Below are 23,377 nucleotides of genomic sequence, written 5' to 3' on the forward strand. Positions count from 1 at the left end.
TCCCACCCCACATCCTCCTCCAAGGCCCGCCCCGGTATCCCGGAGCGGGCTTTCTTTTATCGTGCCAATTGATTCAAGGTTGTCCGGTTGAGATGAGGGCCATCCATCCATCGCTCACCTGTCGATCGTTGACAGAACTGGCGTGTCAAGTTATTGAACAGGACTACACAGGTTTACTGGACAGGTACGCATATGAAGCGGCGCGCGGTTCAATTGTCTCCCGGCACGGGCAAGCCCGAGCAGATCGCCACCGTTCTCGAACATGAAATCCGCTCCGGCGTGCTCGGCTTCGGCGACCGGCTGCAAAGCGAGAACGAGCTCGTCCAGCGCTTCTCCGTCAGCCGCAACACGGTCCGCAAGGGGCTCGAGGAGCTGTCCAGCCGCGGGCTGATCACCACAAAGGTCGGCGTCGGCTCCTTCGTCACTTTCGATGGCAAGCCGGTCGACGATGCCATCGGCTGGTCGCGGGCGCTGGCCAATGCCGGCGCCAATGCCGAGACGCGGACGCTGCGGCTGGAGGTTATCGAGGACGCCGATCTGGCTGCCATGCTGGAGATCGAAAGCCCGTTCTTCATTGCCGTGGACCGGGTGCGCACCAATGCCAGCGACGGCCATGCAATCTCAATCGAGCGCAGTCGCCTGCCGTTATCGCCCGAGCTGGAAGACGTGCCGCTTCGCGGCCTGCGCGAAGGCTCACTGCACCAGACGCTGCGCGCCGCCGGCCTCATTCCCGACCATGGTGAGGAATGGGTGGGCATCGAGATGCTCAATGCCGACGACGCCGCCATCCTCGGCTGCCCGCAAGGCACGCCCTTCCTGCGCGGCCGCCGATTGACCCGCGCGGCCGATGACCGGCCGATCGAATATGTCACCAGCCTGCTCAACCCGGCGCATTTCGCGCTGCATATGAGGTTCTGAGCGATGCAGGATAGCACGACACTCGATCGGGCGATGGGCGCGCTTGTCGGCGGAGCGCTGGGCGACGCGCTCGGCATGCCGACGCAGCTTCTGTCGCCGGCCCGGATTGCCGAACTCCACGGCCACGTCGAGGATTTCATCGCGCCTTTCGCCGACCATCCGGTGTCGAAGGGACTTCTGGCCGGAACCATCACCGACGATACCGAACAGGCGCTGCTGCTCGGCCGCATCCTCGTCGAATCGGGCGAGCGCTTCGACCACGCGCGTTGGGTCAACGCGCTGCTCGACTGGGAGCGCGACGTCAAGGCGCGCGGCAGCTACGATCTCTTGGGCCCGTCGACCAAGCGCGCCATCGACGCCATCAACAATGGCGTGCCGGCGGAGGAGGCCGGGCGCAGCGGCGACACCAATGGCGCGGCCATGCGCATCGCCCCGGTCGGCATCATGATGCCGCTGGAGCCGCTGGACGCGTTCGTCGCCAAGGTGGCCGAAACCTGCCGCGCAACGCATAACACGTCGATCGCCATTGCCTCGGCCGCTGCCGTTGCGGCGGCCGTCAGCCGTGGCATCGCCGGTGGCGACTGGCGCGCCGCATCAGACAGCGCCGTCGCGGCGGCGAGGCGAGGGGCGACGCTCGGCCATTGGGTGACCGGTGGCGACATCGCCGCTCGCATCGTCTGGGCGCAGGATATCGTGCGCGGCAAGGCGAAAAGAGATGCGATCCGGCTGATCATCGATCTGGTCGGCACCGGCGTCGCCAGCCAGGAATCGGTTCCGGCAGCCTTCGCTGTTCTGGAAGTCGCGGGCGGTGATCCCTGGCAGGCGGCGGTCATCAGTGCCAATCTCGGCGGCGATACCGACACGATCGGCGCCATCGCGGCAGGCATGGCGGGTGCCTGTGCCGGCTTCTCGCGATTGCCACGGCAGCGTGTCGCTGATCTCAAGGGCTTCGACATGGCGGACGTTCGCGCACTGGCAGCCGATCTCGTCGCGGCGAGGGTGGCCAGGAGCGGTGCGCAGAAGACTGGCTCCGGCAAGGACGCCGCGGCATGAGCGGGCGTCTGGTCCATATCGGCAGCGCGGTGGTCGATCATGTCTACCGTATCGATGCCTTGCCGGCACCAGGCACCGAGAAGACGGCGTCGAGCTATGCGCAGGTCGCCGGCGGCGGTTTCAACATGATGGTCGCGGCCAGCCGCACAGGCATGAAGGTGGTGTTCGGCGGGCAGCTCGGCAGCGGACCGAATGGCGACTTTTTACGCGCGGCCTTCGCCACTGAGGGCATCGAGACGCTGACACCGCCATCGCCGGTCATGGACAGCGGCAATTGCGTCGCCATGATTTCGAGCGACGCCGAACGCACGTTCGTGTCATGGCCAGGTGCCGAGAGCGTGCTCAGCCTCGACATGATGGCGCCCGTGGCCGTCGTGCCTGAGGACTGGGTGTTCACGTCAGGCTATACGCTGAGCTACAAGGGCAGCCGCGATGCGCTTGCCGACTGGATCGAGGCGTTGCCGGCGCAAACCTCGTTTGTCTTTGACCCGACGCCGATCATTTCAGACATTCCGAGGCCCATCCTGGCACGGGTGCTTGCCCGGGCCACGTGGCTGAGCTGCAACGTGACGGAAGCCGTAGAGATCGCCGGCCAGGGCGATGTCGAAGCCGTCGCGGCGCGGCTTCTTGCCGACCATTGCCGGCATGCCGGCGGCGTCGTCATTCGTTCCGCGGCCAAGGGCTGCCATATCAGGCTGGCCGACGGCACGACACGGACCGTTGCCGGCTTCAAAGTGGATGCCATCGACACCAACGGCGCCGGCGACACCCATATCGGTGCTTTCGTCAGTGCGCTGTCGCGCGGCGCGCACCCCTTTGAGGCAGCGCGCTACGCTAATGCGGCGGCCGCCATTTCGGTTACCCGCCATGGCGGCTCGTCGGCGCCAAACGATTACGAGATCCAGGAATTCCTAAGCCGTGACGGTTATTCGGTGACCGCGCCTGGCCGGAAGCAAGAGGCCTAAACAAAACCCGCCAAGCGGGTAAATAATGAGAGGAACGAACATGCGCATGCCCAGACTGACTGCTTTCCTGGCGGCGACCGCCGTCATCACCTCAGGGCTGGCCGCCAGTGCCGCCGAAGTGCATGTGCTCAACTGGAAGGGCTATGGCGCTGACGAGCCGTGGGCCGTCGAGGCCTTCGAAAAGGCGACCGGCAACAAGGTCGTCAACGATTTCTTCAATTCCGAACAGGAAATGCTGACCAAGATCCGGACCAATCCGGGCCTCTATGACGTGGTCATGATCAACGCCGCCTTCAACGACCAGGCGATGGCGGAAAAGCTGATCCAGCCGATCGATATCTCGAAGCTGCCGAACTATGCCGACATCAGCAAGGACAAGGCGGGTTCGCCGATGCTCGACCATGACGGCAAGGTCTACGGCGTGCCGTGGGTGTGGGGGCTGACGGCGCTCGCCATCAACGAGAAGTCCTTCGACAAACCGCCGACGTCGATCGCCGAAATGTGGGATCCCGCGCACAAGGGCCGCGTCGTCATCCGCGACGACGCCGTCGAGGCGGTGCAGTTCGGCGCCATCGCCACCGGCCAGAACATCAACGACATCAAGGACATGGACGCGGTGAAGACGAAGCTCACCTCGCTGATGCCGCAGATCAAGACTTTCTGGAGCTCGGAAAACGACTGGAACCAGATGGTCGCCTCCAACCAGATCGACATCGGCACCTATTGGAGCGGCTCGGCCGATCGCGCCAAGACCCACTTCAAGCTGCCGGTTTCGCTGGTCATTCCGCAGGAAGGCGCCGTCGCCTGGCTCGATGCCTTCTCCATTCCGGTCGGCTCCAAGAACGTCGAGGGTGCGGAGGCCTTCATCAACTACATGATCGACCCGAAATTCTACGTCGAATGGGTCACCAAGGTCGGTGCGCCCGTGTCGGCCAACACCAAGGCGGTGGACGCGCTGCCCGAGGATGCCTTCAACCGCAAGGTGATGGGTGATCCCGAGGTCGCCAAGCGCATCCAGTTCCAGGCGCCGATCACCGACAAACAGCGCGAAGCCTATCTGGCGCTGTGGCAGCAGCTCAAGGTCGACGTGAAGTAAAGCTCACGCCCGGATCAGCCGGCGGCTCGCGCCGGCTGGTCCTTCAATCCTGGGGGAGGAGGGTTCTCATGGCAGCGCAGACTGCGTCGCGCAGTGGGCTGAAATCGGCGTTGCCGCTGCTGGCGCCAGCCTATCTCTGGCTGACGGTGGCGATCTTCCTGCCGCTCTCGGCCATGGTCTTCTTCTCCTTCATGACCGAGCTGCCGCTGTCGGGAAAGCCGTGGGCCTTCACCCTTGGCAACTATGCCGCCTTTTTCTCGCAAAGCCTCTATTTGACGCTGCTGCTGGCGTCGCTGCGCCTCGGCCTCGAGGTGACGCTGTGGTGCATCGTGATCGGCTATCCCGCGGCCTATGTGCTGGCCAAGGTGCTGAAGGGCCGCAGCCGCGAGGCGATCTTCCTGCTCGTCATCCTGCCGTTCTGGTCGAATGGGCTGGTGCGCATCTTCTCCTGGGCGATGGTGCTGCGCGAGGGCGGCATTCTCGATACGGCGCTCAACGCGCTGCTGCCGTTCAAGATCAACATCGATCTCATGTATTCCTATCCAGCCGTCATCATCGGGCTGGTGCACTCCTACGTGCCCTACATGGTGTTGACTTGCTATCTCACCCTGCAGGCGATCGACGATTCACTGATCGAGGCTGGGCGCTCGCTCGGCGCCTCACGGCTGCAGGTGCTGAAGCGGGTGATCATCCCGCTGTCGATGCCGGGACTGGTGGCGGGCGCGGCGCTCATCTTCGTGCCGGTCGTCGGCTCGTTCATGGAGCCGCGCATTCTGGGCGGCCGTACTGGAACCTTTTACGGCACGGTGATCGAGGACCAGTTCGTCGCCGTGTTCAACTGGCCGCTGGGCGCGGCACTCTCCTTCATCCTGCTGGCCGTCGTGCTGGTCATCCTGGCGGTTGCCTCTCCGGTGTTGCGGAGGGCCGCGTGATGATGACCACCCGTATCCTCGAAGGACTTGGCCGCCTCTACATCGGGCTGCTGCTCGCCTTCCTCTATTTGCCGATCATCATCATGGCGCTGATGTCGTTCAACGTCTCGCCCTTCTACCAGTTGCCCTTCGAATGGACGACCGAGTGGTATGCCTCGCTGTGGCAGAACGACCAATTGATCGCGGCCACCTGGAACAGCCTCGAGATCGCCGTCATCACCACCATCATCAGCGTGGTGCTGGGATCGGCGGCGTCGCTGGCGCACTACCGCTATGAATTCCGGGGCAAGAAGTTCCTGCAGGCGCTGCTGTTTCCGCCGATCGCCATCCCGTGGCTGATCACCGGCACGGCGATGCTGATCTTCTTCTTCGGCGTCGGCATCGGGCGCGGCCTGTTCGCCATCCTGCTTGGCCATGTCGCGCTGGCGCTGCCCTATGTCATCGTCGTCGTATCGGCGCGGCTGCAGACCTTCGCGCCCGAACTGGAAGAGGCGGCGCGTTCGCTCGGCGCCAACCAGTGGCAGGTGACCAACCGCGTCACGCTGCCCTGGATCATGCCTGGCGTCATCGCCGGCGGGCTGTTTGCCTTCGCGGTGTCGTTCGACCAGTTCGTCGTCTCCTATTTTCTGGCGACGCCTGGCCAGACGACGCTGCCGGTCGAAATCTACGCCGCAATCCGCAAGGGTTTTACCCCCGAGATCAACGCGGTCTCGACGATCATCATCGTCGTGTCGATGGCGCTGATGTTGCTGACGGCGCGCTTCTTCAAATTCGGCGGAGAGAAATAATGGCCGGCGTGCAGGTATCGAACATCTCGCGCAGCTTTGGCGCGCACAAGGCGCTGGACGATGTCTCCATCGATTTCGCCGATGGCGGTTTCTATGCGTTGCTCGGGCCGTCGGGCAGCGGCAAGACCACGCTGCTGCGCCAGATCGCCGGCTTCGATTTTCCCGACTCCGGCCGCATCACCATTGGTGGCGAGAGCGTCGAGCGTGTGCCGGTCGAAAAGCGGCGCATCGGCATGGTGTTCCAGAACTACGCGCTGTTTCCCAATATGAGCGTCGCCGACAACGTCGCCTTCGGCCTGTCGGTGCGCGGCGAGGCCAAGGCTGTGATTGCCACCGAAGTGCAGCGCGCGCTCGATCTCGTGCAATTGGGCAAGCTTGGCGGCCGCCGGCCGCATCAGCTCTCCGGCGGCCAGCGCCAGCGCGTGGCGCTTGCGCGCGCCATCGTCACCAAGCCGCGCGTGCTTTTGCTCGACGAGCCGCTCGGCGCGCTCGACAAGGCGCTGCGCGTCGACATGCAGATCGAACTGAAGCGCATCCAGCGCGAGATCGGCATCACCACCATCTTCGTCACCCACGACCAGGAAGAAGCGCTGACGATGAGCGACCGGATCGGCATCTTGCGCGACGGCAGGCTGGTGCAGGAAGGGCCGCCAGAGGAGATATACGACCGGCCGAAAAGCGAATTCGCCGCCACCTTCCTCGGCGACGCCAACATTTTCCGCGGCGATTCGACCGGCAACGGCATCCGGCTGCCGGATGGCACGGCGATCGCCGCCGGCGTGGGCGCGACGCTTGCAGCCGGCGCCAAGGCCAGCTGCGCCGTTCGGCCCGAGCGCATTCGGATTGCCACGGATGCAGGCATTTCGGACGGCGATGCCAATAGCCTGAAGGGCCGGGTCTCCAAGCGTATTTTCGCCGGCAACAACTGCACCTACTTCGTCGAGCGCGCCGGCCAGACGTTGAAAGTTATCGTGCAGAACACCGGCGCGGACAGGTTGGCGGAAGGGCAAGATGTGGTGCTGCGCTGGTCGCCGGAGAGTACGGTGTTGATCGCGGCGGGGTAGGTGGGGTCGCTCGATAGCTGCGAAATGCCGCGTTCCCTGGCGCCCCCCTCTGTCCTGCCGGACATCTCCCCCACGAGGGGGGAGATTGACTGTCATCGCCGGTTTCGCAAATCTCAGACAATGCAAAAAGGGCGCCAAGGCTGAAGCTGCCAATCTCCCCCCTCGTGGGGGAGATGCCCGGTAGGGCAGAGGGGGGCGCTGTCCCGCCATACGATCGAGCAAGCGGCTGGAGTACCGATGACTTTGAAACTAACCGCGCGCGACCAATCCATGCTCGACGGCGGGCAAGGCCCATCTGCGGCCGCCGCGATGAAAATCCTCGTCGCCTTCTCCCGAGCCATCGGCGCGCACAGCCTGCTCGACATATCAGGCGCCCATATCGATGGCTGCCTCTATCATGGCAAGGCCGGCCTCGATTTCGTCGAACGGCTCGCCGAAGGCGGTGGTCGCGTCAAGGTGCCGACGACGCTCAATGTCGGCTCGTTCGACCTCATCCATCCGGGCATGGTGAAGATGCCGGCAGCGGACGAGGTGCCGGCGCGGCGGCTGATGCAGGCGCATATGGAACTTGGCTGCCAGGCGACGTTCACCTGCGCGCCCTACCAGACCCGGTTCCGGCCTGAATTCGGCCAGCAGATCGCCTGGGGCGAATCCAATGCCATCGTCTTCGCCAATTCGGTGATCGGGGCGCGCACCAACCGCTATGGCGATTTCATCGACCTGTGCTGCGCCATGACCGGGCGCGCGCCGGCCTGGGGCCTGCATCTGAGCGAGAACCGTCGCGGCCGCATCCTGTTCGAATTGGACGTTCCTGATCCCGAGCCAAGCGACAGCCTGTTCGTCGGCGTCGGGCTGATCATCGGACAAGCCAGCGGCGATCGAATTCCGGTGATTGCCGGCCTGCCGCAGCCGCGCGACGAGGACCAGTTGAAGGCACTCGGTGCTGCGGCGGCAACGACGGGTGCTGTGGCGCTGTTCCATGCGGTCGGCATCACGCCGGAAGCCGGAACGCTCGACGAGGCGTTTCATGGCGAGGCGCCGGAGGAGACGATCCGCATTACCCGTTCCGACATCGATCAGACGCTGGCCAGGCTATCGACGGTGCCGGATGGCTCGCGGCTCGCCGCCGTCTCGTTGGGTACGCCGCATTTCTCGCATGAGGAATGGATGCGCCTGTTGCCGCTGCTGCGTGAGGCAGCGCCTAGCCGGGGCATCCCGATCTATGTCAACACAGGCCGCGCGACACTGACACGATTGCAGGAAGAGGGAGCCTTGGCTGGGATGGAGGCGTTCGGCCTGGTTCCGGTTGCCGACACCTGCACCTATGTCACCTCGATCATGGAACGGCTCGACGGCGTGGTGATGACCAATTCCGGCAAATGGGCGCATTACGCGCCGGGCAATATCGGCGTGACCGTCGCCTTCGCCGACATGAAGGATTGCATCCGTTCCGCCGCGGTCGGCCATGTCGTGCGGAGCAGCACATGACACAACCGGTGGAAGCGTTTGAAAGAGCAGGCATCTTTCAGCTGGCCGGTGGGGCCGAAGGTCGGGCGCTGGTGTTTTCGCAGCCGCTCAGTTTCTGGGGCGGGATCGATGCGGAGACCGGCGACATAACAGACCATTCGCATCCGGGGCTCGGCCAGAATGTCGCCGGCAAGATCCTGGTCATGCCGAGCGGGCGCGGCTCGTCGTCCTCGTCCTCGGTGCTGGCCGAGGCGATCCGCAAGGGCACGGCGCCGGCCGGCATTCTTCTGGAGCGGCCGGACCCGATCCTGGCGGTGGGCGCCATCGTCGCCGAGTTTCTCTATGGGATACACATGCCGTTGGTGGTGTGTGACATTGACGGCATCGTCGCCGGCGACAGGATAGTGATCGGCGCTGGCGCGGACGGCCGGGCGATCATAGGGATTAAGACGGAAAGCTAGCTCAAATCTCCGGGATGTTTTCCTTGAAGATCACCTGCAGCCTCGGCTGGTGCAATTCGTAGGCCAGTCCCCGGACCGCATGGGTCAAGGTGTTGAGCGCCTCGCGGGCCTCGACGCGCGGGTTTTGGTCGATGACCGCGTCGAGCGTGCCGTCGAGCAGCAGCTCCTTGGTGCCGTCCGTCACCTCATGGCCAAGGAAGACCATGGATTGCGCGCGGCCGCGCTCCTTGAGCGCGCGCGCGATGCCGGTGTTGCCGGCGCCGACATTGTAGATCGCGGCAAGGTCGGGGTGCCGTTCCAGAAGCGCTGATGCTTCCGAATAGGCCTTTTCGCGATCGTCCAGCATTTCACGCATTTCGACGATCTCGAGATTGGGAGACTCCTCGGTCAATATGTGCCGGAATCCCATCTCGCGTTCCTCATGGCCGCGATAGGAGAGCGAGCCGGCGAACAGTGCCACCTTGCCGGGACGTTCCGACCCCATGAAGCGGTTGAGCAGATAGCCGGCCAGCCGGCCGGCGGCTCGGTTGTCGATGCCGATATAGGCGACCCTTGGCACATGCAGGATGTCGGAGGCGATGGTCACCACCTTGACGTCGTTGGCCGACAGCGAGCGGATCGCCTCGCGCACCGTCGGATGGTCGAGCGCGATGACGCCGACGCCTTGCGTCTGTCCGCGCAGATCCTGCAGCAGACGGGCGAGCCGATCGGGATTGAAGCCCTCTATGGTGGCGATGTGGACGTCGAGATCGGGTCGCGCCAGGGCCTGCGCCTCGATGTGGCGGTGCAGCATCTTGATGAAGGAATTGGTGCCGGCCGGCAGCGCGAAGTCGAGCCGGATGATCTCGCCCGGCGAGGGGCGTGGCGCTGCCCCGTTTGGGCCTTCGGCGATGTAGCCTAGGCGTTGCGCCATTTCGAGCACGATTTCGCGGGTGCGCGCCCGCACGCCGGGCCGATTGTTGAGCACGCGGTCGACGGTGGCCGCGGAGACGCCGGCTTCCCGGGCTATGTCAGTCAGGGTGGAACGCACCGTCTTTCATCTCCTCGACGCATCAGGATCACGCATTGTCCGCGGCCGGCCTGATGGCAACGGCTCCTCGCTATCCGCGATTCTGATGGGAAATGATGTATCCGGCCTTGGCCGATGCGCAAGTCGTCGCGCTAAATCAAGTCGCCCGGCACGGCCATACCGGGGCGGGAAGATATATTTCCCATCAAATCGAGGCATGGAGAGCGTTGTAAGGACCTTCGTGTGACGCATTTCCTCGCCCCATTGCGATGTTGTGAGGTATTTTGATTATTTATGATGTTGACAGCCTTCCGATCCTGCCGTCAATATCCCTCATGGGCTCGTGGAGGAAACATTGGGCCCGAGGGAGGAATTCCAATGTCTGATCTGATCCGCATGTCGCGACGCCGATTGCTGGCGTCCGGAGGAAAGGCGGCGGTGTTCGTAGCCGCGGCAGGTATCGCACCCCAATTCATCCGCCCCGGCCGTGCCTATGCGGCGGACGCGCTGGCACCGGGCATGATCGGCGGCCCGACCGGTTTCGAGGGCGCCGAGCGCTACCAGTATGGCGCCGACACGCCGGAAGGCCGTGCCATCGAGGCGGCCAAGGCGCTGAAGGGCGCCGGCAAGGCGCCGGCCAAGATCGTGCTCGGCCTGTCGGACGGCTCCATCGGCCAGCTTACGCAGCCTTTCCCGGCCGGCGCGCCGTCGATCAAGGAGCTGTGGGAAAAGGAAACCGGCATTCCGATCGAGATCGTCGGCCTGCCGAACGGCCAGGAATTCACCAAGACGATGCAGGACATCTCCACCAAGGGTGGGGCCTATGACATCTATTCCACCGAATGGAACCGCCTCGGCGATCTCGCCGAGACCGGCGGCATCGCCAAGCTCGACGACTTCGTCGCCCAGTACAAGCCCGAATGGGACGACCCCAAGACCGGCTATGTCGATGGCGCCAAGGGTGTGTCGCTGCTCAACAAATACCGTGGCTCGAACTATGGCGTGTCGCTGGACGGCGACTTCCAGACCTGGGTCTATCGCACCGACCTGTTCGGCGACGCCGCAGAGCAGAAGGCGTTCAAGGACAAATACGGCTACGATCTGGCGCCGCCGAAAACCTGGAAGCAGCACGGCGATATCGCCGCCTTCTTCCAGCGTCCGGACAAGGGCCTGTTCGGCTCGACCGACCTGCGCAACCAGGGCTGGGGCTACACCAACTGGTACCAGCGCTATGTCTCGATGGCCTCGCCCAACCAGTTCCTGTTCGGCGACGACGGCAAGCCGCTGATCAATTCCGAGCATGGCATCGCCGCCACCAACGAATATGTCGAATCGCTCGCCCATCACTCGCCGGATGCGATCTCGTGGGGCTGGCCGGAGCAGTATGGCAATTTCGCCAAGGGCGGCGCGGCGATGACCTGCGCCTTCTCCAACCTGCCGAAATTCCTCGACAATGCCGGCAACAAGGATTCGGCCGTCACCGGCAAGATCGGCTCGATGCTGCCGCCCGGCCGCGAGATCGACGGCAAGCTGATCAGCCGCTCCGTGCTGTGGTTCTCGCTGACCGGCATGGTCTCGTCGCAGTCGAAGAACCAGGAAGTCGCCTATCTCCTGCTGCAATGGCTGGGCTCGGCCCGCATCTACGCCTGGATGAGCGCCAACCCCGGCGGCTATCTCGATCCATTCCGGCTTTCGGATTTCTCCGATCCGCTGGTGCGCCAGACCTATCACGCCTACCACATGGATGTGGTGCGCGAGACGGTCGCCCGCACGGTGCCGACCATCAACTATCCCGGCGCCACCGCCTTCCACAACGCACTGGACGAAAACCTCATGGCCTCGCTGACCAAGGCCAAGACCGCAGAGCAGGCGATGGCCGATACCGAAGCCGAGTGGAAGAAGATCGCCCGGCGCATCGGCGAGGACAAACTTCTCGAAGCCATCAGAACCAACAAGGAGGCCTGGCCTACCGTTCTCGATCCGATCAGCTGATCCGTCTCCCTGGATCAGACCGGAGGGGAAGGGCGAAAGCTCATCCCCTCCGCAATCAACGCCACCAGCAAAAGCAGCCAGATGAAGCGTTCCGTTCCTTTCGAGATATTCCGCTACGCCGCGATCCTGGCGGCGATGGCGGTGACGCTGGTGCCGATCCTGTGGATGGTGTCGATGGCCTTCAAGCCGATCGCCGAATGGTCGGCGACAGGTGCCGACCTGACATGGTGGCCGAAGAACCCGACGCTCAGCAATTTCCAGTTCGTGTTCGGCGAGTCCACCAACAGCCTCATCGTGGCGCTCGACCGCACCGCGCTGAAGCCGATCCTGTCGTCGCTTCTGTCGGCCGTGTTCGGCACCGCGATCGCCATGTCGGCGGGCACGGCGGCGGCCTATGGGCTGTCGCGCTTCGGCTCGGGACAGAACCTGCCGCTGGCGCTGATCCAGCTCAGGCTGTTTCCGCCGATGGCGGTGATGATCCCGGTGATGATCATGTGGGCGTTCCTGAATTTCACCGACAGCTGGTGGGGCCTGGCGCTGATCTACGGCATCGTCACCTTGCCGTTCGCCTTCTGGCTGATGAAGACCTTCTTCGACGACATGCCGCGCGAGATCGAGGAGGCCGCCCTGGTCGAGGGCTGTTCGCGGCTGCGCGTCTTCACCCGCATCACGCTGCCGATGATGCGCGCGCCACTTGCAAGTGCGGCATTGTTCGTCTTCATCCTCAACTGGTCGGACTATCTGATCGCGCTGCTTTTGACGACGCGCGAATGGGTGACGATCCCCGTCTACATGGCCTCGCTGTCGTCCTCGATGACCGGCCAGCTCTATGGCGCCAAGGCAGCGCTTGGCCTCATCGCCGCCGTGCCGCCCGTCATCATGGGCATCGCCATCCAGCGCCATCTGGTGCGTGGGCTGACTTTTGGGGCGCTCAAGCAATGAGCGCGGTGACAGTGACTGTTTCGGAGGACGAAATGGGCGCCGCGCGTGCGAAGCCGGCCCTGCGGGACGAGGGCGCGCGGCTGGGATTCCGGCTGACCTTGCCGGCGCAGATCCTGGTGCTGTTCATCTCCGTCTTTCCGCTCTTGATGCAGCTCTACATCAGCGTCACCGACTGGTCGCCGCTCTCGGGCATCGGCTGGTGGAATGCCTGGGAGATGTGGAACAGTTTTGCCAACTACACCGACCTTGCCGCCGACGCGCGCTTCTGGAGCGCGCTGAGGCGCACGGCGATCGTCATGGTCGTCTGCGTGCCGGCCGAGTTCCTGTTGGGTCTCGCATTGGCGACGCTGTTCGCCGACGACTTTCCGGGCAAGCGCATCTTCTATTCGATCCTGCTGATGCCGATGATGGTGGTGCCGGCGGTGGCCGGCTACATGTTCTTCATGCTGTTCCAGTCGGGCGGCCCGGTGAACGATATCCTGTCCACCATCACGGGTACACGCGTCACCATCGCCTGGCTGTCGGACCCGACGCTGGCGCTGATCGCGGTGATGATCGCCGATATCTGGCAGTGGACGCCACTGATGTTCCTCATCCTGCTTGCCGGCCTGGTCGGCGTGCCGGAGGACCAGATCAAGGCGGCGACACTGCTCGGCGCCAATCCGTGGCAACGTTTCGTCACCATCGTGCTGCCGAAAATGAAAACGATCATCATCATTGCGCTGGCAATCCGAGTGATCGAGAACTTCAAGATCTTCGACACGCTCTACATCATGACCGGCGGCGGCCCCGGCGTCGCCACGGAAACGATCTCCGTCTACATCTACAAGGTCACCACGCAGGATCTGATCTGGGGTTATGTGGCGGCGATCGCGCTCGCCATCCTGATCGTGCTTTCCATCGTTGCCGTGTTCGCCATGAAGCGGATGGCGCGAGCAAGGCAGGTGCCGGCATGAGCGCGATCCAGCTGCGCAACCTCACCAAGACATTCGGCGATTTCATCGCGCTGAAGACCATGGATCTCGAAATATCAGATGGCGAGTTCATGGCGCTGCTCGGACCCTCGGGCTGCGGCAAGTCGACGACGATGAACATGATCGCCGGCATGGAAGAACCGACCAGCGGCAAGATCCTGTTTGGCGAGCGCGACATGGCCGGCGTGCCGATGGGCCGGCGCGGCGTCGGCTTCGTGTTCCAGAACTACGCCATCTTCACCCATATGACGGTTCGCCAGAACCTTGCCTATGGCCCGAGGATGCGCGGCGCGGACAAAGCCGAGATCGACCGCCGCGTCGGCGCCATTGCCGAGCTGCTGCAACTGGCGCCGCTGCTCGACCGCAAGGCCGACCGGCTGTCGGTCAACATCTTGCAGCGCGTCGCTATCGGCCGCTCGGCGATCATGGAGCCGGCCATCTTCCTGCTCGACGAGCCACTGTCCAATGTCGATGCCGCCTTCCGGGCGGTAATGCGCACCGAGCTCAAGCAACTGCAGCGCCAGTTCAGGCAGACCATGGTCTACGTCACCCATGACCAGCTCGAGGCCATGACCATGGCCGACCGCATTGCCGTGATGGACCATGGCGTGCTGCAGCAGGTCGGCACGCCGCTCGAGGTCTACAACAATCCGGCCAATGTCTTCGTCGCTCGTTTCATCGGCGCACCGGGCATGAACCTGCTCAAAGGCAAGCCGGCGGAAAGCGACAGGGGCCTTGTCGTCGATCTCGGATTGCTGGGCGTCACGCCGCCGCTGCCGGACGATCTGGCAGCCACCTTGCGCGGCGCGCGCGGCGACGTGCTCTACGGTTTTCGGCCGGAGGAGGTGGCGTTGGCGCAGGACGGGCGCGGGCTCGCCATGCCTGTCACCTTCGTCGAGCGGATCGGCGCGCGCACCATCGTCCATCTCGGCGAAGGTGAGGGCGCCGTGAAGGCGGTGTTCGACAATGATGTCGGGCTGTCGATCGGGCAGACGGCTGTCGTCGCGCCCGCGGCTTCGTCGGTACGTGTCTTCGACGCCGCCAGCGGCCTTGCGATGGGGGCGGGCTGAGCCATGGCCGACATCATCTTTCGCAATGTCACGAAGCGCTATGGTGGTACGATCGCCGTCGACGACGCCTCATTCACCGTCAACGACAACGAGTTCTTCTGCTTCTTCGGGCCGCCGCTGTCGGGCAAGTCGACGATCCTGCGCCTGGTGCTCGGGCTTGAGACGCCCGATGCCGGCGAAATCCTGATCGGCGGCAGACCGGTCAACGCAGTATCGCCGGCCGAGCGCAATGTCGCGATGGTGTTCCAGAACCTGGCGCTGTTCCCGCATATGAGCGCGCTGGACAATGTGCGCTTCCCGCTGGTCGAGCGCCGGGTCGCCGAGACCCAGATCGAAAAACGCGTCGCCGATGTCGCCGCCAAGCTGCATATCGGCCACATCCTGCACAAGCCGCCGGCGCAGCTGTCGGGCGGCGAGCGGCAGCGCGTGGCGATCGCGCGCGCGCTGGTGCGCGACCCCAACGCCTATCTGATGGACGACCCGATCTCGGCGCTCGATGCCAGGCTGCGCGAGGAGACGCGCGTCGAGCTGAAGCGCATCCAGCGCGAGCTAGGCAAGACGCTGATCTATGTCACCCACGACCAGGAAGAGGCGATGTCGATCGCCGACCGCATCGCCATACTGGAGAATGGCAGGATCAGGCAGATCGGGGCACCGGCCGAGATCTATGATCGCCCGGCCAGCACCTATGTGGCGCGGCTGCTCGGCTCGCCTGTCATGAACATCCTGAAAGCGGCGCGCGGCGAGGGCGGCATCGAGGCGGCTGAAGGCACGATCGAGATTGTCGACAAGGCTGTTCCGATTGATGTTGTCGAGATTGGGCTCAGGCCGGAAGATATTAAGGTTCGACCGTGGGCGGATGGGGGCCCAGGCCGCCCGGCACGAGTGTTCGAGGTCGAGCCGCTGGGCGGCTATACCGTGGTGACGCTCGCTGCCGGGCAGGCGCGGCTGAAGGCACTCTTGCGCGGCCAGCCCAACATCAGGCCCGATGCGATGGTAGCGATATCCTGCGAGCCGGCCCGCGTGCATTATTTCGGACAGAGCGGAGGCGCGTTGGCGAGATGATTGCCGCTGCGAAGAGAGAATTTCGGGAGGAAAATATGGCAGGCAAGGATTTCGAGCCGGACGTGAGGGTCCGCACGAAAGAATACAAGATCGGCTGCGTCGGCGCCGGCATGATCATGGCCGAGTGCCATCTGGCTGCCTACAAGGAGGCCGGGTTTCCGGTGGTGGCGATCGCTTCACGCACCAAGGCAAGTGCCGAGAAGGTGGCGAAACGCTGGGACATCCCGACCGTCCACGATACGCCGGAGCGGTTGATCGAGGACGCAAACGTCGAGATCATCGACCTTGCCTTTCCGCCGGACCAGCAGCCGGCACTGATCCGCCATGCGCTGAAGCAGAAGCACATCAAGGCAATCCTGGCGCAGAAGCCGTTGGCGCTGTCTGTCGAGGAGGCGGTAAAGCTGCGCGACGAGGCGGCGAAGGCCGGCAAGATCCTCTCGGTCAACCAGAACATGCGCTACGACCAGTCGATGCGCGTGCTGAAGCAGATCATGGACAGCGGCGCGCTCGGCGACATCGTGTTCGCCCAGATCGACATGCACGCCATCCCGCACTGGCAGACATTCCTCGAGGATTACGACCGGCTGACGCTCGCCAATATGAGCGTGCATCATCTCGATGTGCTGCGTTTCCTGTTCGGCGATCCCGATGAGATCACCACGCTGACGCGCAAGGATCCGCGCACGAAGTTCGATCACTCCGACGGCATCACCGTGTCGACACTGCGCTTCCCGTCCGGGGTGCTCGCCGTGTCGCTGGAGGATGTCTGGTCCGGCCCGCGCCAGGAAGGCTACAAGGACGACCAGCATATCAACTGGCGCGTCGACGGCACCAAGGGCGTGGCCAAGGGCACGATCGGCTGGCCGACGGGCGCTGCCTCGACCCTGACCTATGCCTCGACCGAGGCCACCGGTGGCGAATGGGTGAGCCCAAGCTGGGACACGATGTGGTTCCCCCATGCCTTCATCGGGGTGATGGAACAGCTGCAGCACGCGGTGAAGACAGGCACGCCACCGGCGCTGTCGGTCGCCGACAACGTCAAGACCATGGCGCTGGTCGAAGCGGGCTACCGTTCGATCGACGAGGGCCGAACGGTCAAGCTTTCCGAGATCGCTATCTGATCACCGCAACTGAAACACCAGACAACTGAATCGCTTACAGGGAGGAATTCAAGATCATGATGCAGGCAGGTATTTTCACGGGTTATTTCCCGTACGGCCTCGAAGAGACGGCGAAGAAGATCCGCGGGCTCGGTTTCAACACGGTGCAGCTCGACCTGCATTTCAGGGATGTCGACCTGTCGGCAGGCCAGATCACCAAGGACAAGGCGAAGAAGGTGCGCGACGTCTTCCGCGACCACAATCTGCCTGTCTGCTGCGTGTCGGGCTACACCAACATCATCCATCCGGACAAGGCCGAGCGTGACAAGCGCGTCGGCTACCTCAAGGAGATCATCCGCAACGCCCGCCATTTCGGCTCGCCTTACGTGATCTCGGAAACCGGTACCTACAACACCGAATCCGACTGGGTGCATCACCCCAAGAACAAGACCGAGGAGGGTTTCGAGGAATGCCGCAAGGTGATCGCGGACCTCGCCCAGACAGCCTATGACCATGGCGCGGTCTTCCTGCTCGAAACCTACGTCAACAACGTCGTCGGCTCGGTCGAGGAGACGGTCAGGATGTTCGCGCAGGTCGACCATCCCGGCCTTGGCCTGCTGATGGATCCGACCAACTATTTCGAGACGCACAACATCGACCGGATGGACCAGATCCTGAACCAGGTATTCGATACGCTGACCGACAAGATCAGGATCGCGCACGCCAAGGACGTCAAGCGTTCGGGCGACGACAAGTCGGAGAAGCACGCCGATATCGGCGACGCCGATGCGATGGAAAGCCATACGTTCCGCGGCGTCGGCGAGATCGAGCTGCCGGCGCCCGGGCTCGGCTCGCTGAACTACGACCTCTATCTCAAGCGGCTGGCGGAAAAGCACCCGAACATCCCGGTGATCATCGAGCATCTGTCGGAAGACGACGTGCCGCGCGCCAAGACATTCCTGGACGGGAAGTTCCGCGCCAACGGCCTGTGATGGCCAGCCGCGCCGCCGGTGCATGGCGGCGCGGCTCCAACAAGGGAGGAAAGAATGTTGAAATTCGCTTTGAAATTGGCGGCCGCCGCGACAGTGCTTGCCGGCGTCGCGTTCGGATCGACGGCGCAGGCGCAGGACGGGCAGAAGACGTTTTATCTCCTGTCGCATGGCGGCCCGTCGGACGCGTTCTGGATCGACTGGAATGCCGGCGCGACCAAGGCCTGCAACCAGCTCAAGGTGACCTGCAAGATCTCCTTCAGCGGCGGCGACATGGCGGCGCAGAAGGAGGCTTTCAATTCGGCATTGGCGGCCAAGCCAGACGGCATCGCCACGACCTCGGCGCAGCCGGGCCTGTGGACCGAGGAGGTCAAGGCGGCCAAGGCGGCCGGCATCCCGATCGTGTTCTTCAACACCGACGATCCGGCGACGGGGCGCCAGGCCTATGTCGGGGCCGACCTCAAGGAAGCAGGCGCGATCTGGGCCAAATATCTCGTCGACCACAAGATGGTGAAGCAGGGCGACAAGGTGTTCCTGCCAGTGGAAGTGCCCGGAGCCAGCTACCAGCAGCTTGAAACCGAAGGCATTGCCAGCGTGTTCGATCCGCTGGGGATCAAATACGATGTGGTCGATTGCGGCACCGATCCTGCCGGCATCATCGCCAAGATGACCGACTACATGGTGGCCAACAATCCGCCGGCGATCATCGCGCTCGGCGATTCCGTAGCGGCCAGCGTCAAGCGTGTGTTCGACGGCGCGGGCGTTCCGGCCGGCAAGATCCCGGTCGTCGGCTGGGGCAATTCCAAGGAGACGGCGCAGGCGGTCAAGGACGGCTTCGTCAACGCCGCCGCCTGGCAGTACCCGTCGGCGCAAGGCTTCATGCCGGTGGCGCTGCTCGGGCTCGCCGCCTCGGGCGAACCGATCGGCTACGACATCCACACCTTCGGTCTCTACGACGCCTCCAGCGTCGACCCGATCCTGAAGCTCTACGACAAGAAGTGAGAAACCGGCGCCCGCCGGAAAAGCGGCGGGCGTCTTCCAAAGCATGGTCCAAGCAGTCATGACAATCGCCGCAGAAGATGACGCGCCGGGAGCGAAGGGCAGATCGAGCCTGCTGCGCTCGCCGCAATTCTCCTCCTTCGTCATCCTCGTCGTCCTGCTGGTGGCGTTCGCCATCGCGGACGCCAATTTCTTGTCGCCGCTCAACATCTCCAACATGATGGCGTTCCTACCCGAACTCGGCATCATCGCGCTCGGCATGACGCTGCTCCTGACGGCGGGCGAGTTCGACCTGTCGGTCGGCGCCGTGTTCGGGCTGGCGCCGGTGGTGGTCATGCTTCTGGTGCAGAATGGCGGGGTGGATATCGGCGTCGCCCTACTGGCCGGGCTTCTCCTGTGCATCGCGATCGGCGCGATCAACGGACTGATCGTCACCAAGATCGGCATCTCGTCCTTCCTGGTGACGCTGTCGATGCTGCTCGTCGTGCGCGGGGCGGCGCTCTACATCACGCAAGGCTTTCCGCTGAAATCCTGGGACCAGCCCGGCTTCTTCGTGACGCTGCTCGCCGGCAGCTTCAACATCGGCTCGTTCCGCTTCTACACGTCGCTGTGGTGGTTCATCGGCCTGTCGCTGCTGGCGATCTACATCCTGCGCTACGCCAAGCTCGGCAACTGGATCAGTGCCATCGGTTCGAACCGCAACGCGGCGGTGGCGCGCGGCGTGCCGGCCGATGCCGTCAAGATCTGGCTGTTCATCGCGACCTCGGTGCTGGCCGGTCTTGCCGGCATGATCAGCGCCTTTCGCATCTCGGCCGCCTCGCCGGTGGCCGGCACCGGCTACGAGCTGGAAGTGATCGCCATGGTGGTGGTCGGCGGCACGGCGCTGACCGGCGGGCGCGGCACCATCCTCGGCACCATCGTCGGCGCGCTGATGCTGCGTGCCATCCGCAACGGCATCGTGCTGATCGGGGTGCCGGGGCTTGCCTACAATATTTTCGTCGGCCTCATCATCCTCGCCATGCTCATCCTGCACGCTCTGCTGCAGAAGAACGCCGCAAGGGGCTGACGATGGAAGTGCTTCGGCTGCAGAACCTGCAAAAATCCTTCGGCAGCGTGCGCGCGCTGAAGAATGCCTCGCTGTCATTACGGGAGGGCGAGGTGGTGGCGCTGCTCGGCGACAATGGCGCCGGCAAATCGACGCTGATCAAGGCGATCTCGGGCGTGTTTCCCGTCGACCGTGGCGACATCTTCGTGCGCGGTGAGAAGGTCTCGATCCGCTCGACCCGCGATGCGATGGACTTGGGCATCGAAACCATCCACCAGGACACGTCGCTGGCGCCGGATCTCAGTATCGCGCGCAACCTTTTCCTTGGGCGCGAGCCGGTCAAATTCGGCTGGCTCGGCGTCTTTGCGCCGCTCGATCTGGCCAAGCTGCGCAAGGCCGCTTCCGAACTGCTCAAGCGCGTCGGCATCTCGAAGAAGCTGGACGCCGATGCGCTGGTCTCGACACTGTCGGGCGGCGAACGGCAGTCGATCGCCATTTCGCGCGCCATGCAGTTCGCCGCCAAGGTGATCATCCTCGACGAGCCGACCAACAATCTCGGCGTCGAGGAAACCCATGGCGTGCTGCGCTTCGTCAAGGAGGTGCGCGACGCCGGCCATTCGGTGCTGCTCATCACCCACAACATCCACCACGTGTTCCAGGTCGCCGATCGCATCATCGTCATGCGGCGTGGCGAGATCGTCGCCGAACAGACGGTCGCCGACACCGACCTCTTGACCGTGGAAAGCATAATCACCGGCGCCGACATGTCGGCCTTGCTCAAGGAGGCGAGGGCAAAGTGAAGGACGTCGCATGGTAGAGCTTTACGGCAAGACGCTGTCGCGAAGGCAAGTCGCCGAGCGGTCGGGCATGCTGTCGCAATTCGCCGGCGTGCGGCTGATGACGCTTGGCGACGGGGTGGAACGCGGCATCCGCATGCTGGAGTTCCGCACCGGCTCCGGCCTGCGCTTCACAGCGCTGGTCGATCGCGCGCTCGACATCGCCGACTGCGAATATAGGGGCCAGGCGATCGGCTGGCATTCGCCGAGCGGTTTTCGCCATCCGGGCCTGCACGATTATGAGGGGGAAGGGGGGCTCGCCTGGGCGCGCTCCTTTTCAGGCCTGCTCGTCACCTGCGGGCTCGACCACATATTGGGCCGCGAAGAAGTACCTGTTGACACCTACAACTACCCCGGCAAGAAGACCGCGGTCCATTCGCTGCATGGTCGTGTCGGCACGATCCCGGCGCGGCTGACCGGTTATGGCGAGCGCTGGGAGGGTGACCGCTGCGTGCTGTGGGCCGAAGGTGTCGTCCAGCAATCGGCGGTGTTCGGCGAGGATTTGCATCTGATCCGTCGCATCGAGGCCGATGTCGGCGGCAGCGAGATCCGGCTGTCCGACCGTGTCGTCAATCACGGCTTCAACCGCACGCCGCATATGTATTTCTACCACGTCAATGTCAGCCATCCCTTGCTCGACGAAGGGTCGCGCTATCTGGCGCCGATCCGCGAAATTGTCTGGGCCGGCCATGCCGGCGAACACTACGAGGCGCAGAAGGTCGGCTACCGCACGGTGCCGGGACCGCAGCTCGGTTTCAGCGAACAGGTCTGGCAACACGAGATGACAGCCGATGCCAATGGCGAGGTGCCGGTGGCGGTGGTCAACGACCGGCTCGGTCTCGGCTTCGAAGTGGTGACGCGCAAGGACCAATTGCCTTGCGCCTATCAATGGCAGAATTTCCAGGCCGGGCAGTATGCGCTGGGCATAGAGCCCTCGACCCATCATGTGCTCGGCGATCTCGCCGCGCGCGAACGCGGCGAGATGATCTGGCTGGAGCATGGCGAAAGCCGGGCCTACGATGCGGTGTTTCGCGTCCTCGATGGCGCCGGCGAGATTGCCGCGGCAGAAAGCAGGATTACCTCTATCGCCAGGCAGCCCCGGCAGGATTATCCGCAACCGTCGGGAAATTTTGCGAGATTGAGGGCATGATGCGACATGAATGCTCCGGCTGGCGGGCCAGAAACCGGAGGCCGGTGTGATGGGCAAAAAACGCGACTACAGCCTGGTCGGCGAAAGCACGCGGCTTGCGATCGAGACCGGCCTGGCCTCGGCCGAGTGGTACCACACCGACGTGCCGCGCAAGGCGATGAAGGAGCTGATGCAGCGCTCCGACGGTCCGGCGATCCGCGACACGGTGATCTGGCTCGCCGTCATACTGGGCTCCGCCGCCGGCATTGTCTGGTTCTGGGGCTCGTGGTGGGTGGTGCCGTTCCTGTTCGTCTACGGCGTGCTCTACGGCTCGTCGAGCGACTCGCGCTGGCATGAATGCGGCCACGGCACGGCTTTCCGCACGCGCTGGATGAACGATGTCGTCTACCACATCGCTTCCTTCATGCTGATGCGCAATCCGGTGCAATGGCGCTGGAGCCATGCCCGCCACCACACCGACACCATCATTGTCGGCCGTGACGCCGAGATCGCCGTCATGCGCCCGCCGGACCTGCTGAAGGCGGCGCTGGCGTTCACCGGCATCCTTGATTTCCGTTATTCGCTGCCGACCCTGGTGCGCCAGGCATTCGGCACGCTGTCTGACGACGAGAAGAGCTACATCCCCGAGATGGAGCAGCACAAGGCCGTGGTCGTCGCCCGCTGGCATGTGGCCGTATACGTTGCGACGATCGCTTTGGCGATCGCGCTGGGATCATGGCTGCCGCTGGTGCTGATCGGCCTGCCGCGCCTCTATGGCACCTGGCACATGGTGACGACCGGCCTGCTGCAGCATATCGGGCTTGCCGACAATGTCGTCGACCACCGGCTCAACACCCGCACGGTCTACATGAACCCGATCAGCCGGTTCATCTACTGGAACATGAATTACCACGTGGAGCATCACATGTTCCCGATGGTGCCCTATCACGCGCTGCCCAGGCTGCATGAGCTGATCAAGCACGACCTGCCCGAACCGAACCCTTCGATGTGGCATGCCTATCGCGAGGTCTGGCCGGTCCTGCTCAGGCAGCTGAAATATGAGGATTATTACCTCAAGCGCGAATTGCCGCCGACGGCGAGGCCCTATCGCGGCGAATTCCACGAGGTCGATATGTCGGCGGCGGCCGAATAGCTGAGGAGACCGAGATGGCCGATTGGGTTGAAGCGTGCGCGGTTGATGATGTCGAGGAAGAGGACGTCATCCGCTTCGATCATGGTGGCCGCACCTTTGCGGTCTACCGCTCGCCGGATGACGAGTTCTTCGCCACCGACGGCTATTGTACGCATGAGAAGGCGCATCTGGCGGACGGACTGGTGATGGACGACATCATCGAATGCCCCAAGCACAATGGCCGGTTCAACTACAAGACCGGCCAGGCCAAGGGCGCGCCGGTCTGCGTCAATCTCGCGACCTATCCGGTGAAGATCGAGGCCGGTAAGGTGATGATCCAGATTTGACGTG

Annotated in this window: 23 protein-coding genes; 22 read left to right on the forward strand and 1 reads right to left on the reverse strand. The window is 63.8% G+C overall.

Annotated elements, in window-relative coordinates; translation table 11 throughout:
* The first annotated feature begins 192 nt into the window (after positions 1-192).
* From AC0NIH_RS15665 to AC0NIH_RS15705, 9 genes are all read left to right on the forward strand, one after another.
* Positions 193-918 (forward strand): GntR family transcriptional regulator, encoded by a 726-nt coding sequence (locus tag AC0NIH_RS15665; RefSeq protein WP_023768316.1) that lies wholly within the window; start codon positions 193-195, stop codon positions 916-918.
* 3 nt (positions 919-921) lie between these two features.
* Positions 922-1,971: an ADP-ribosylglycohydrolase family protein gene (locus AC0NIH_RS15670; protein WP_287277630.1), complete on the forward strand. Its 1,050-nt coding sequence runs from the start codon at positions 922-924 to the stop codon at positions 1,969-1,971.
* Positions 1,968-2,936, forward strand: a complete 969-nt coding sequence (locus AC0NIH_RS15675; RefSeq protein WP_473465325.1) for a PfkB family carbohydrate kinase — start codon at positions 1,968-1,970, stop codon at positions 2,934-2,936. The genes AC0NIH_RS15670 and AC0NIH_RS15675 overlap by 4 nt, the downstream gene beginning before the upstream one ends.
* 40 nt (positions 2,937-2,976) lie before the next feature.
* On the forward strand, positions 2,977-4,032 hold the full coding sequence (locus AC0NIH_RS15680; RefSeq protein WP_473465322.1) for an ABC transporter substrate-binding protein: 1,056 nt from the start codon (positions 2,977-2,979) through the stop codon (positions 4,030-4,032).
* Between the two features lie 68 nt (positions 4,033-4,100).
* Complete coding sequence (locus AC0NIH_RS15685; protein ID WP_473465319.1) at positions 4,101-4,964, forward strand: ABC transporter permease; 864 nt, start codon at positions 4,101-4,103, stop codon at positions 4,962-4,964.
* Complete coding sequence (locus AC0NIH_RS15690) at positions 4,964-5,752, forward strand: ABC transporter permease (RefSeq protein ID WP_023768311.1); 789 nt, start codon at positions 4,964-4,966, stop codon at positions 5,750-5,752. Before AC0NIH_RS15685 ends, AC0NIH_RS15690 begins: the two co-directional genes overlap by 1 nt.
* Entirely contained in the window at positions 5,752-6,816 is a 1,065-nt protein-coding gene (locus tag AC0NIH_RS15695) for an ABC transporter ATP-binding protein (RefSeq protein ID WP_473465317.1), read from the forward strand. Before AC0NIH_RS15690 ends, AC0NIH_RS15695 begins: the two co-directional genes overlap by 1 nt.
* Before the next feature lie 237 nt (positions 6,817-7,053).
* The gene (locus tag AC0NIH_RS15700) at positions 7,054-8,304 is read left to right on the forward strand and encodes an aconitase X (protein ID WP_473465314.1); all 1,251 of its coding nucleotides are present in this window, start codon (positions 7,054-7,056) and stop codon (positions 8,302-8,304) included.
* The gene (locus AC0NIH_RS15705) at positions 8,301-8,744 is read left to right on the forward strand and encodes an aconitase X swivel domain-containing protein (protein ID WP_473465312.1); all 444 of its coding nucleotides are present in this window, start codon (positions 8,301-8,303) and stop codon (positions 8,742-8,744) included. Before AC0NIH_RS15700 ends, AC0NIH_RS15705 begins: the two co-directional genes overlap by 4 nt.
* Position 8,745: 1 nt before the next feature.
* Here the strand turns inward: AC0NIH_RS15705 and AC0NIH_RS15710 are convergent, their stop codons facing one another.
* The gene (locus AC0NIH_RS15710) at positions 8,746-9,774 is read right to left on the reverse strand and encodes a LacI family DNA-binding transcriptional regulator (RefSeq protein WP_023779803.1); all 1,029 of its coding nucleotides are present in this window, start codon (positions 9,772-9,774) and stop codon (positions 8,746-8,748) included.
* A 357-nt stretch (positions 9,775-10,131) separates the two neighbouring features.
* Here AC0NIH_RS15710 and AC0NIH_RS15715 point away from each other — a divergent pair, with 357 nt between their 5' ends.
* The 13 genes from AC0NIH_RS15715 (at position 10,132) to AC0NIH_RS15775 (ending at position 23,373) form a co-directional block, all read left to right on the forward strand.
* The gene (locus AC0NIH_RS15715; RefSeq protein ID WP_473465309.1) at positions 10,132-11,745 is read left to right on the forward strand and encodes an extracellular solute-binding protein; all 1,614 of its coding nucleotides are present in this window, start codon (positions 10,132-10,134) and stop codon (positions 11,743-11,745) included.
* 81 nt (positions 11,746-11,826) lie between these two features.
* Entirely contained in the window at positions 11,827-12,687 is an 861-nt protein-coding gene (locus AC0NIH_RS15720) for a carbohydrate ABC transporter permease (RefSeq protein WP_023779805.1), read from the forward strand.
* A complete protein-coding gene (locus AC0NIH_RS15725; RefSeq protein WP_041164168.1) occupies positions 12,684-13,643 on the forward strand; it encodes a carbohydrate ABC transporter permease in 960 nt (319 codons plus the stop codon). The genes AC0NIH_RS15720 and AC0NIH_RS15725 overlap by 4 nt, the downstream gene beginning before the upstream one ends.
* Positions 13,640-14,731, forward strand: coding sequence for an ABC transporter ATP-binding protein (locus AC0NIH_RS15730; protein ID WP_473465305.1), 1,092 nt, complete (start codon positions 13,640-13,642; stop codon positions 14,729-14,731). Before AC0NIH_RS15725 ends, AC0NIH_RS15730 begins: the two co-directional genes overlap by 4 nt.
* Positions 14,732-14,734: 3 nt before the next feature.
* Positions 14,735-15,796: an ABC transporter ATP-binding protein gene (locus AC0NIH_RS15735; protein ID WP_473465302.1), complete on the forward strand. Its 1,062-nt coding sequence runs from the start codon at positions 14,735-14,737 to the stop codon at positions 15,794-15,796.
* A 35-nt stretch (positions 15,797-15,831) separates the two neighbouring features.
* Entirely contained in the window at positions 15,832-16,917 is a 1,086-nt protein-coding gene (locus tag AC0NIH_RS15740; RefSeq protein ID WP_473465299.1) for a Gfo/Idh/MocA family protein, read from the forward strand.
* Positions 16,918-16,973: 56 nt separating this feature from the next.
* Positions 16,974-17,888 carry a sugar phosphate isomerase/epimerase family protein gene (locus tag AC0NIH_RS15745; RefSeq protein WP_027057807.1) on the forward strand — a complete coding sequence of 305 codons (915 nt, stop codon included), beginning with the start codon at positions 16,974-16,976 and terminating at the stop codon, positions 17,886-17,888.
* Between the two features lie 54 nt (positions 17,889-17,942).
* A complete protein-coding gene (locus AC0NIH_RS15750; protein WP_473465295.1) occupies positions 17,943-18,887 on the forward strand; it encodes a sugar ABC transporter substrate-binding protein in 945 nt (314 codons plus the stop codon).
* 58 nt (positions 18,888-18,945) lie between these two features.
* Positions 18,946-19,950 (forward strand): ABC transporter permease, encoded by a 1,005-nt coding sequence (locus AC0NIH_RS15755; protein WP_352709570.1) that lies wholly within the window; start codon positions 18,946-18,948, stop codon positions 19,948-19,950.
* Entirely contained in the window at positions 19,947-20,729 is a 783-nt protein-coding gene (locus tag AC0NIH_RS15760; protein ID WP_198028498.1) for an ATP-binding cassette domain-containing protein, read from the forward strand. The genes AC0NIH_RS15755 and AC0NIH_RS15760 overlap by 4 nt, the downstream gene beginning before the upstream one ends.
* 10 nt (positions 20,730-20,739) lie before the next feature.
* Entirely contained in the window at positions 20,740-21,915 is a 1,176-nt protein-coding gene (locus AC0NIH_RS15765) for an aldose 1-epimerase family protein (protein WP_473465292.1), read from the forward strand.
* Positions 21,916-21,964: 49 nt separating this feature from the next.
* On the forward strand, positions 21,965-23,047 hold the full coding sequence (locus AC0NIH_RS15770; RefSeq protein WP_473465290.1) for a fatty acid desaturase family protein: 1,083 nt from the start codon (positions 21,965-21,967) through the stop codon (positions 23,045-23,047).
* Between the two features lie 14 nt (positions 23,048-23,061).
* Positions 23,062-23,373 carry a MocE family 2Fe-2S type ferredoxin gene (locus AC0NIH_RS15775; RefSeq protein ID WP_473465288.1) on the forward strand — a complete coding sequence of 104 codons (312 nt, stop codon included), beginning with the start codon at positions 23,062-23,064 and terminating at the stop codon, positions 23,371-23,373.
* Positions 23,374-23,377: the final 4 nt, after the last annotated feature.

The sequence above is a fragment of the Mesorhizobium sp. WSM1386 genome (assembly GCF_055901595.1).

Excerpts from the sequence above, each read along its gene's own strand:
- AC0NIH_RS15665 (WP_023768316.1), top strand. The coding sequence starts at position 193 with ATGAAGCGGCGCGCGGTTCAATTGTCTCCCGGCACGGGCAAGCCCGAG.
- AC0NIH_RS15670 (WP_287277630.1), top strand. The coding sequence starts at position 922 with ATGCAGGATAGCACGACACTCGATCGGGCGATGGGCGCGCTTGTCGGC.
- AC0NIH_RS15675 (WP_473465325.1), top strand. The coding sequence starts at position 1,968 with ATGAGCGGGCGTCTGGTCCATATCGGCAGCGCGGTGGTCGATCATGTC.
- AC0NIH_RS15680 (WP_473465322.1), top strand. The coding sequence starts at position 2,977 with ATGCGCATGCCCAGACTGACTGCTTTCCTGGCGGCGACCGCCGTCATC.
- AC0NIH_RS15685 (WP_473465319.1), top strand. The coding sequence starts at position 4,101 with ATGGCAGCGCAGACTGCGTCGCGCAGTGGGCTGAAATCGGCGTTGCCG.
- AC0NIH_RS15690 (WP_023768311.1), top strand. The coding sequence starts at position 4,964 with ATGATGACCACCCGTATCCTCGAAGGACTTGGCCGCCTCTACATCGGG.
- AC0NIH_RS15695 (WP_473465317.1), top strand. The coding sequence starts at position 5,752 with ATGGCCGGCGTGCAGGTATCGAACATCTCGCGCAGCTTTGGCGCGCAC.
- AC0NIH_RS15700 (WP_473465314.1), top strand. The coding sequence starts at position 7,054 with ATGACTTTGAAACTAACCGCGCGCGACCAATCCATGCTCGACGGCGGG.
- AC0NIH_RS15705 (WP_473465312.1), top strand. The coding sequence starts at position 8,301 with ATGACACAACCGGTGGAAGCGTTTGAAAGAGCAGGCATCTTTCAGCTG.
- AC0NIH_RS15715 (WP_473465309.1), top strand. The coding sequence starts at position 10,132 with ATGTCTGATCTGATCCGCATGTCGCGACGCCGATTGCTGGCGTCCGGA.
- AC0NIH_RS15720 (WP_023779805.1), top strand. The coding sequence starts at position 11,827 with ATGAAGCGTTCCGTTCCTTTCGAGATATTCCGCTACGCCGCGATCCTG.
- AC0NIH_RS15725 (WP_041164168.1), top strand. The coding sequence starts at position 12,684 with ATGAGCGCGGTGACAGTGACTGTTTCGGAGGACGAAATGGGCGCCGCG.
- AC0NIH_RS15730 (WP_473465305.1), top strand. The coding sequence starts at position 13,640 with ATGAGCGCGATCCAGCTGCGCAACCTCACCAAGACATTCGGCGATTTC.
- AC0NIH_RS15735 (WP_473465302.1), top strand. The coding sequence starts at position 14,735 with ATGGCCGACATCATCTTTCGCAATGTCACGAAGCGCTATGGTGGTACG.
- AC0NIH_RS15740 (WP_473465299.1), top strand. The coding sequence starts at position 15,832 with ATGGCAGGCAAGGATTTCGAGCCGGACGTGAGGGTCCGCACGAAAGAA.
- AC0NIH_RS15745 (WP_027057807.1), top strand. The coding sequence starts at position 16,974 with ATGATGCAGGCAGGTATTTTCACGGGTTATTTCCCGTACGGCCTCGAA.
- AC0NIH_RS15750 (WP_473465295.1), top strand. The coding sequence starts at position 17,943 with ATGTTGAAATTCGCTTTGAAATTGGCGGCCGCCGCGACAGTGCTTGCC.
- AC0NIH_RS15755 (WP_352709570.1), top strand. The coding sequence starts at position 18,946 with ATGACAATCGCCGCAGAAGATGACGCGCCGGGAGCGAAGGGCAGATCG.
- AC0NIH_RS15765 (WP_473465292.1), top strand. The coding sequence starts at position 20,740 with ATGGTAGAGCTTTACGGCAAGACGCTGTCGCGAAGGCAAGTCGCCGAG.
- AC0NIH_RS15770 (WP_473465290.1), top strand. The coding sequence starts at position 21,965 with ATGGGCAAAAAACGCGACTACAGCCTGGTCGGCGAAAGCACGCGGCTT.
- AC0NIH_RS15775 (WP_473465288.1), top strand. The coding sequence starts at position 23,062 with ATGGCCGATTGGGTTGAAGCGTGCGCGGTTGATGATGTCGAGGAAGAG.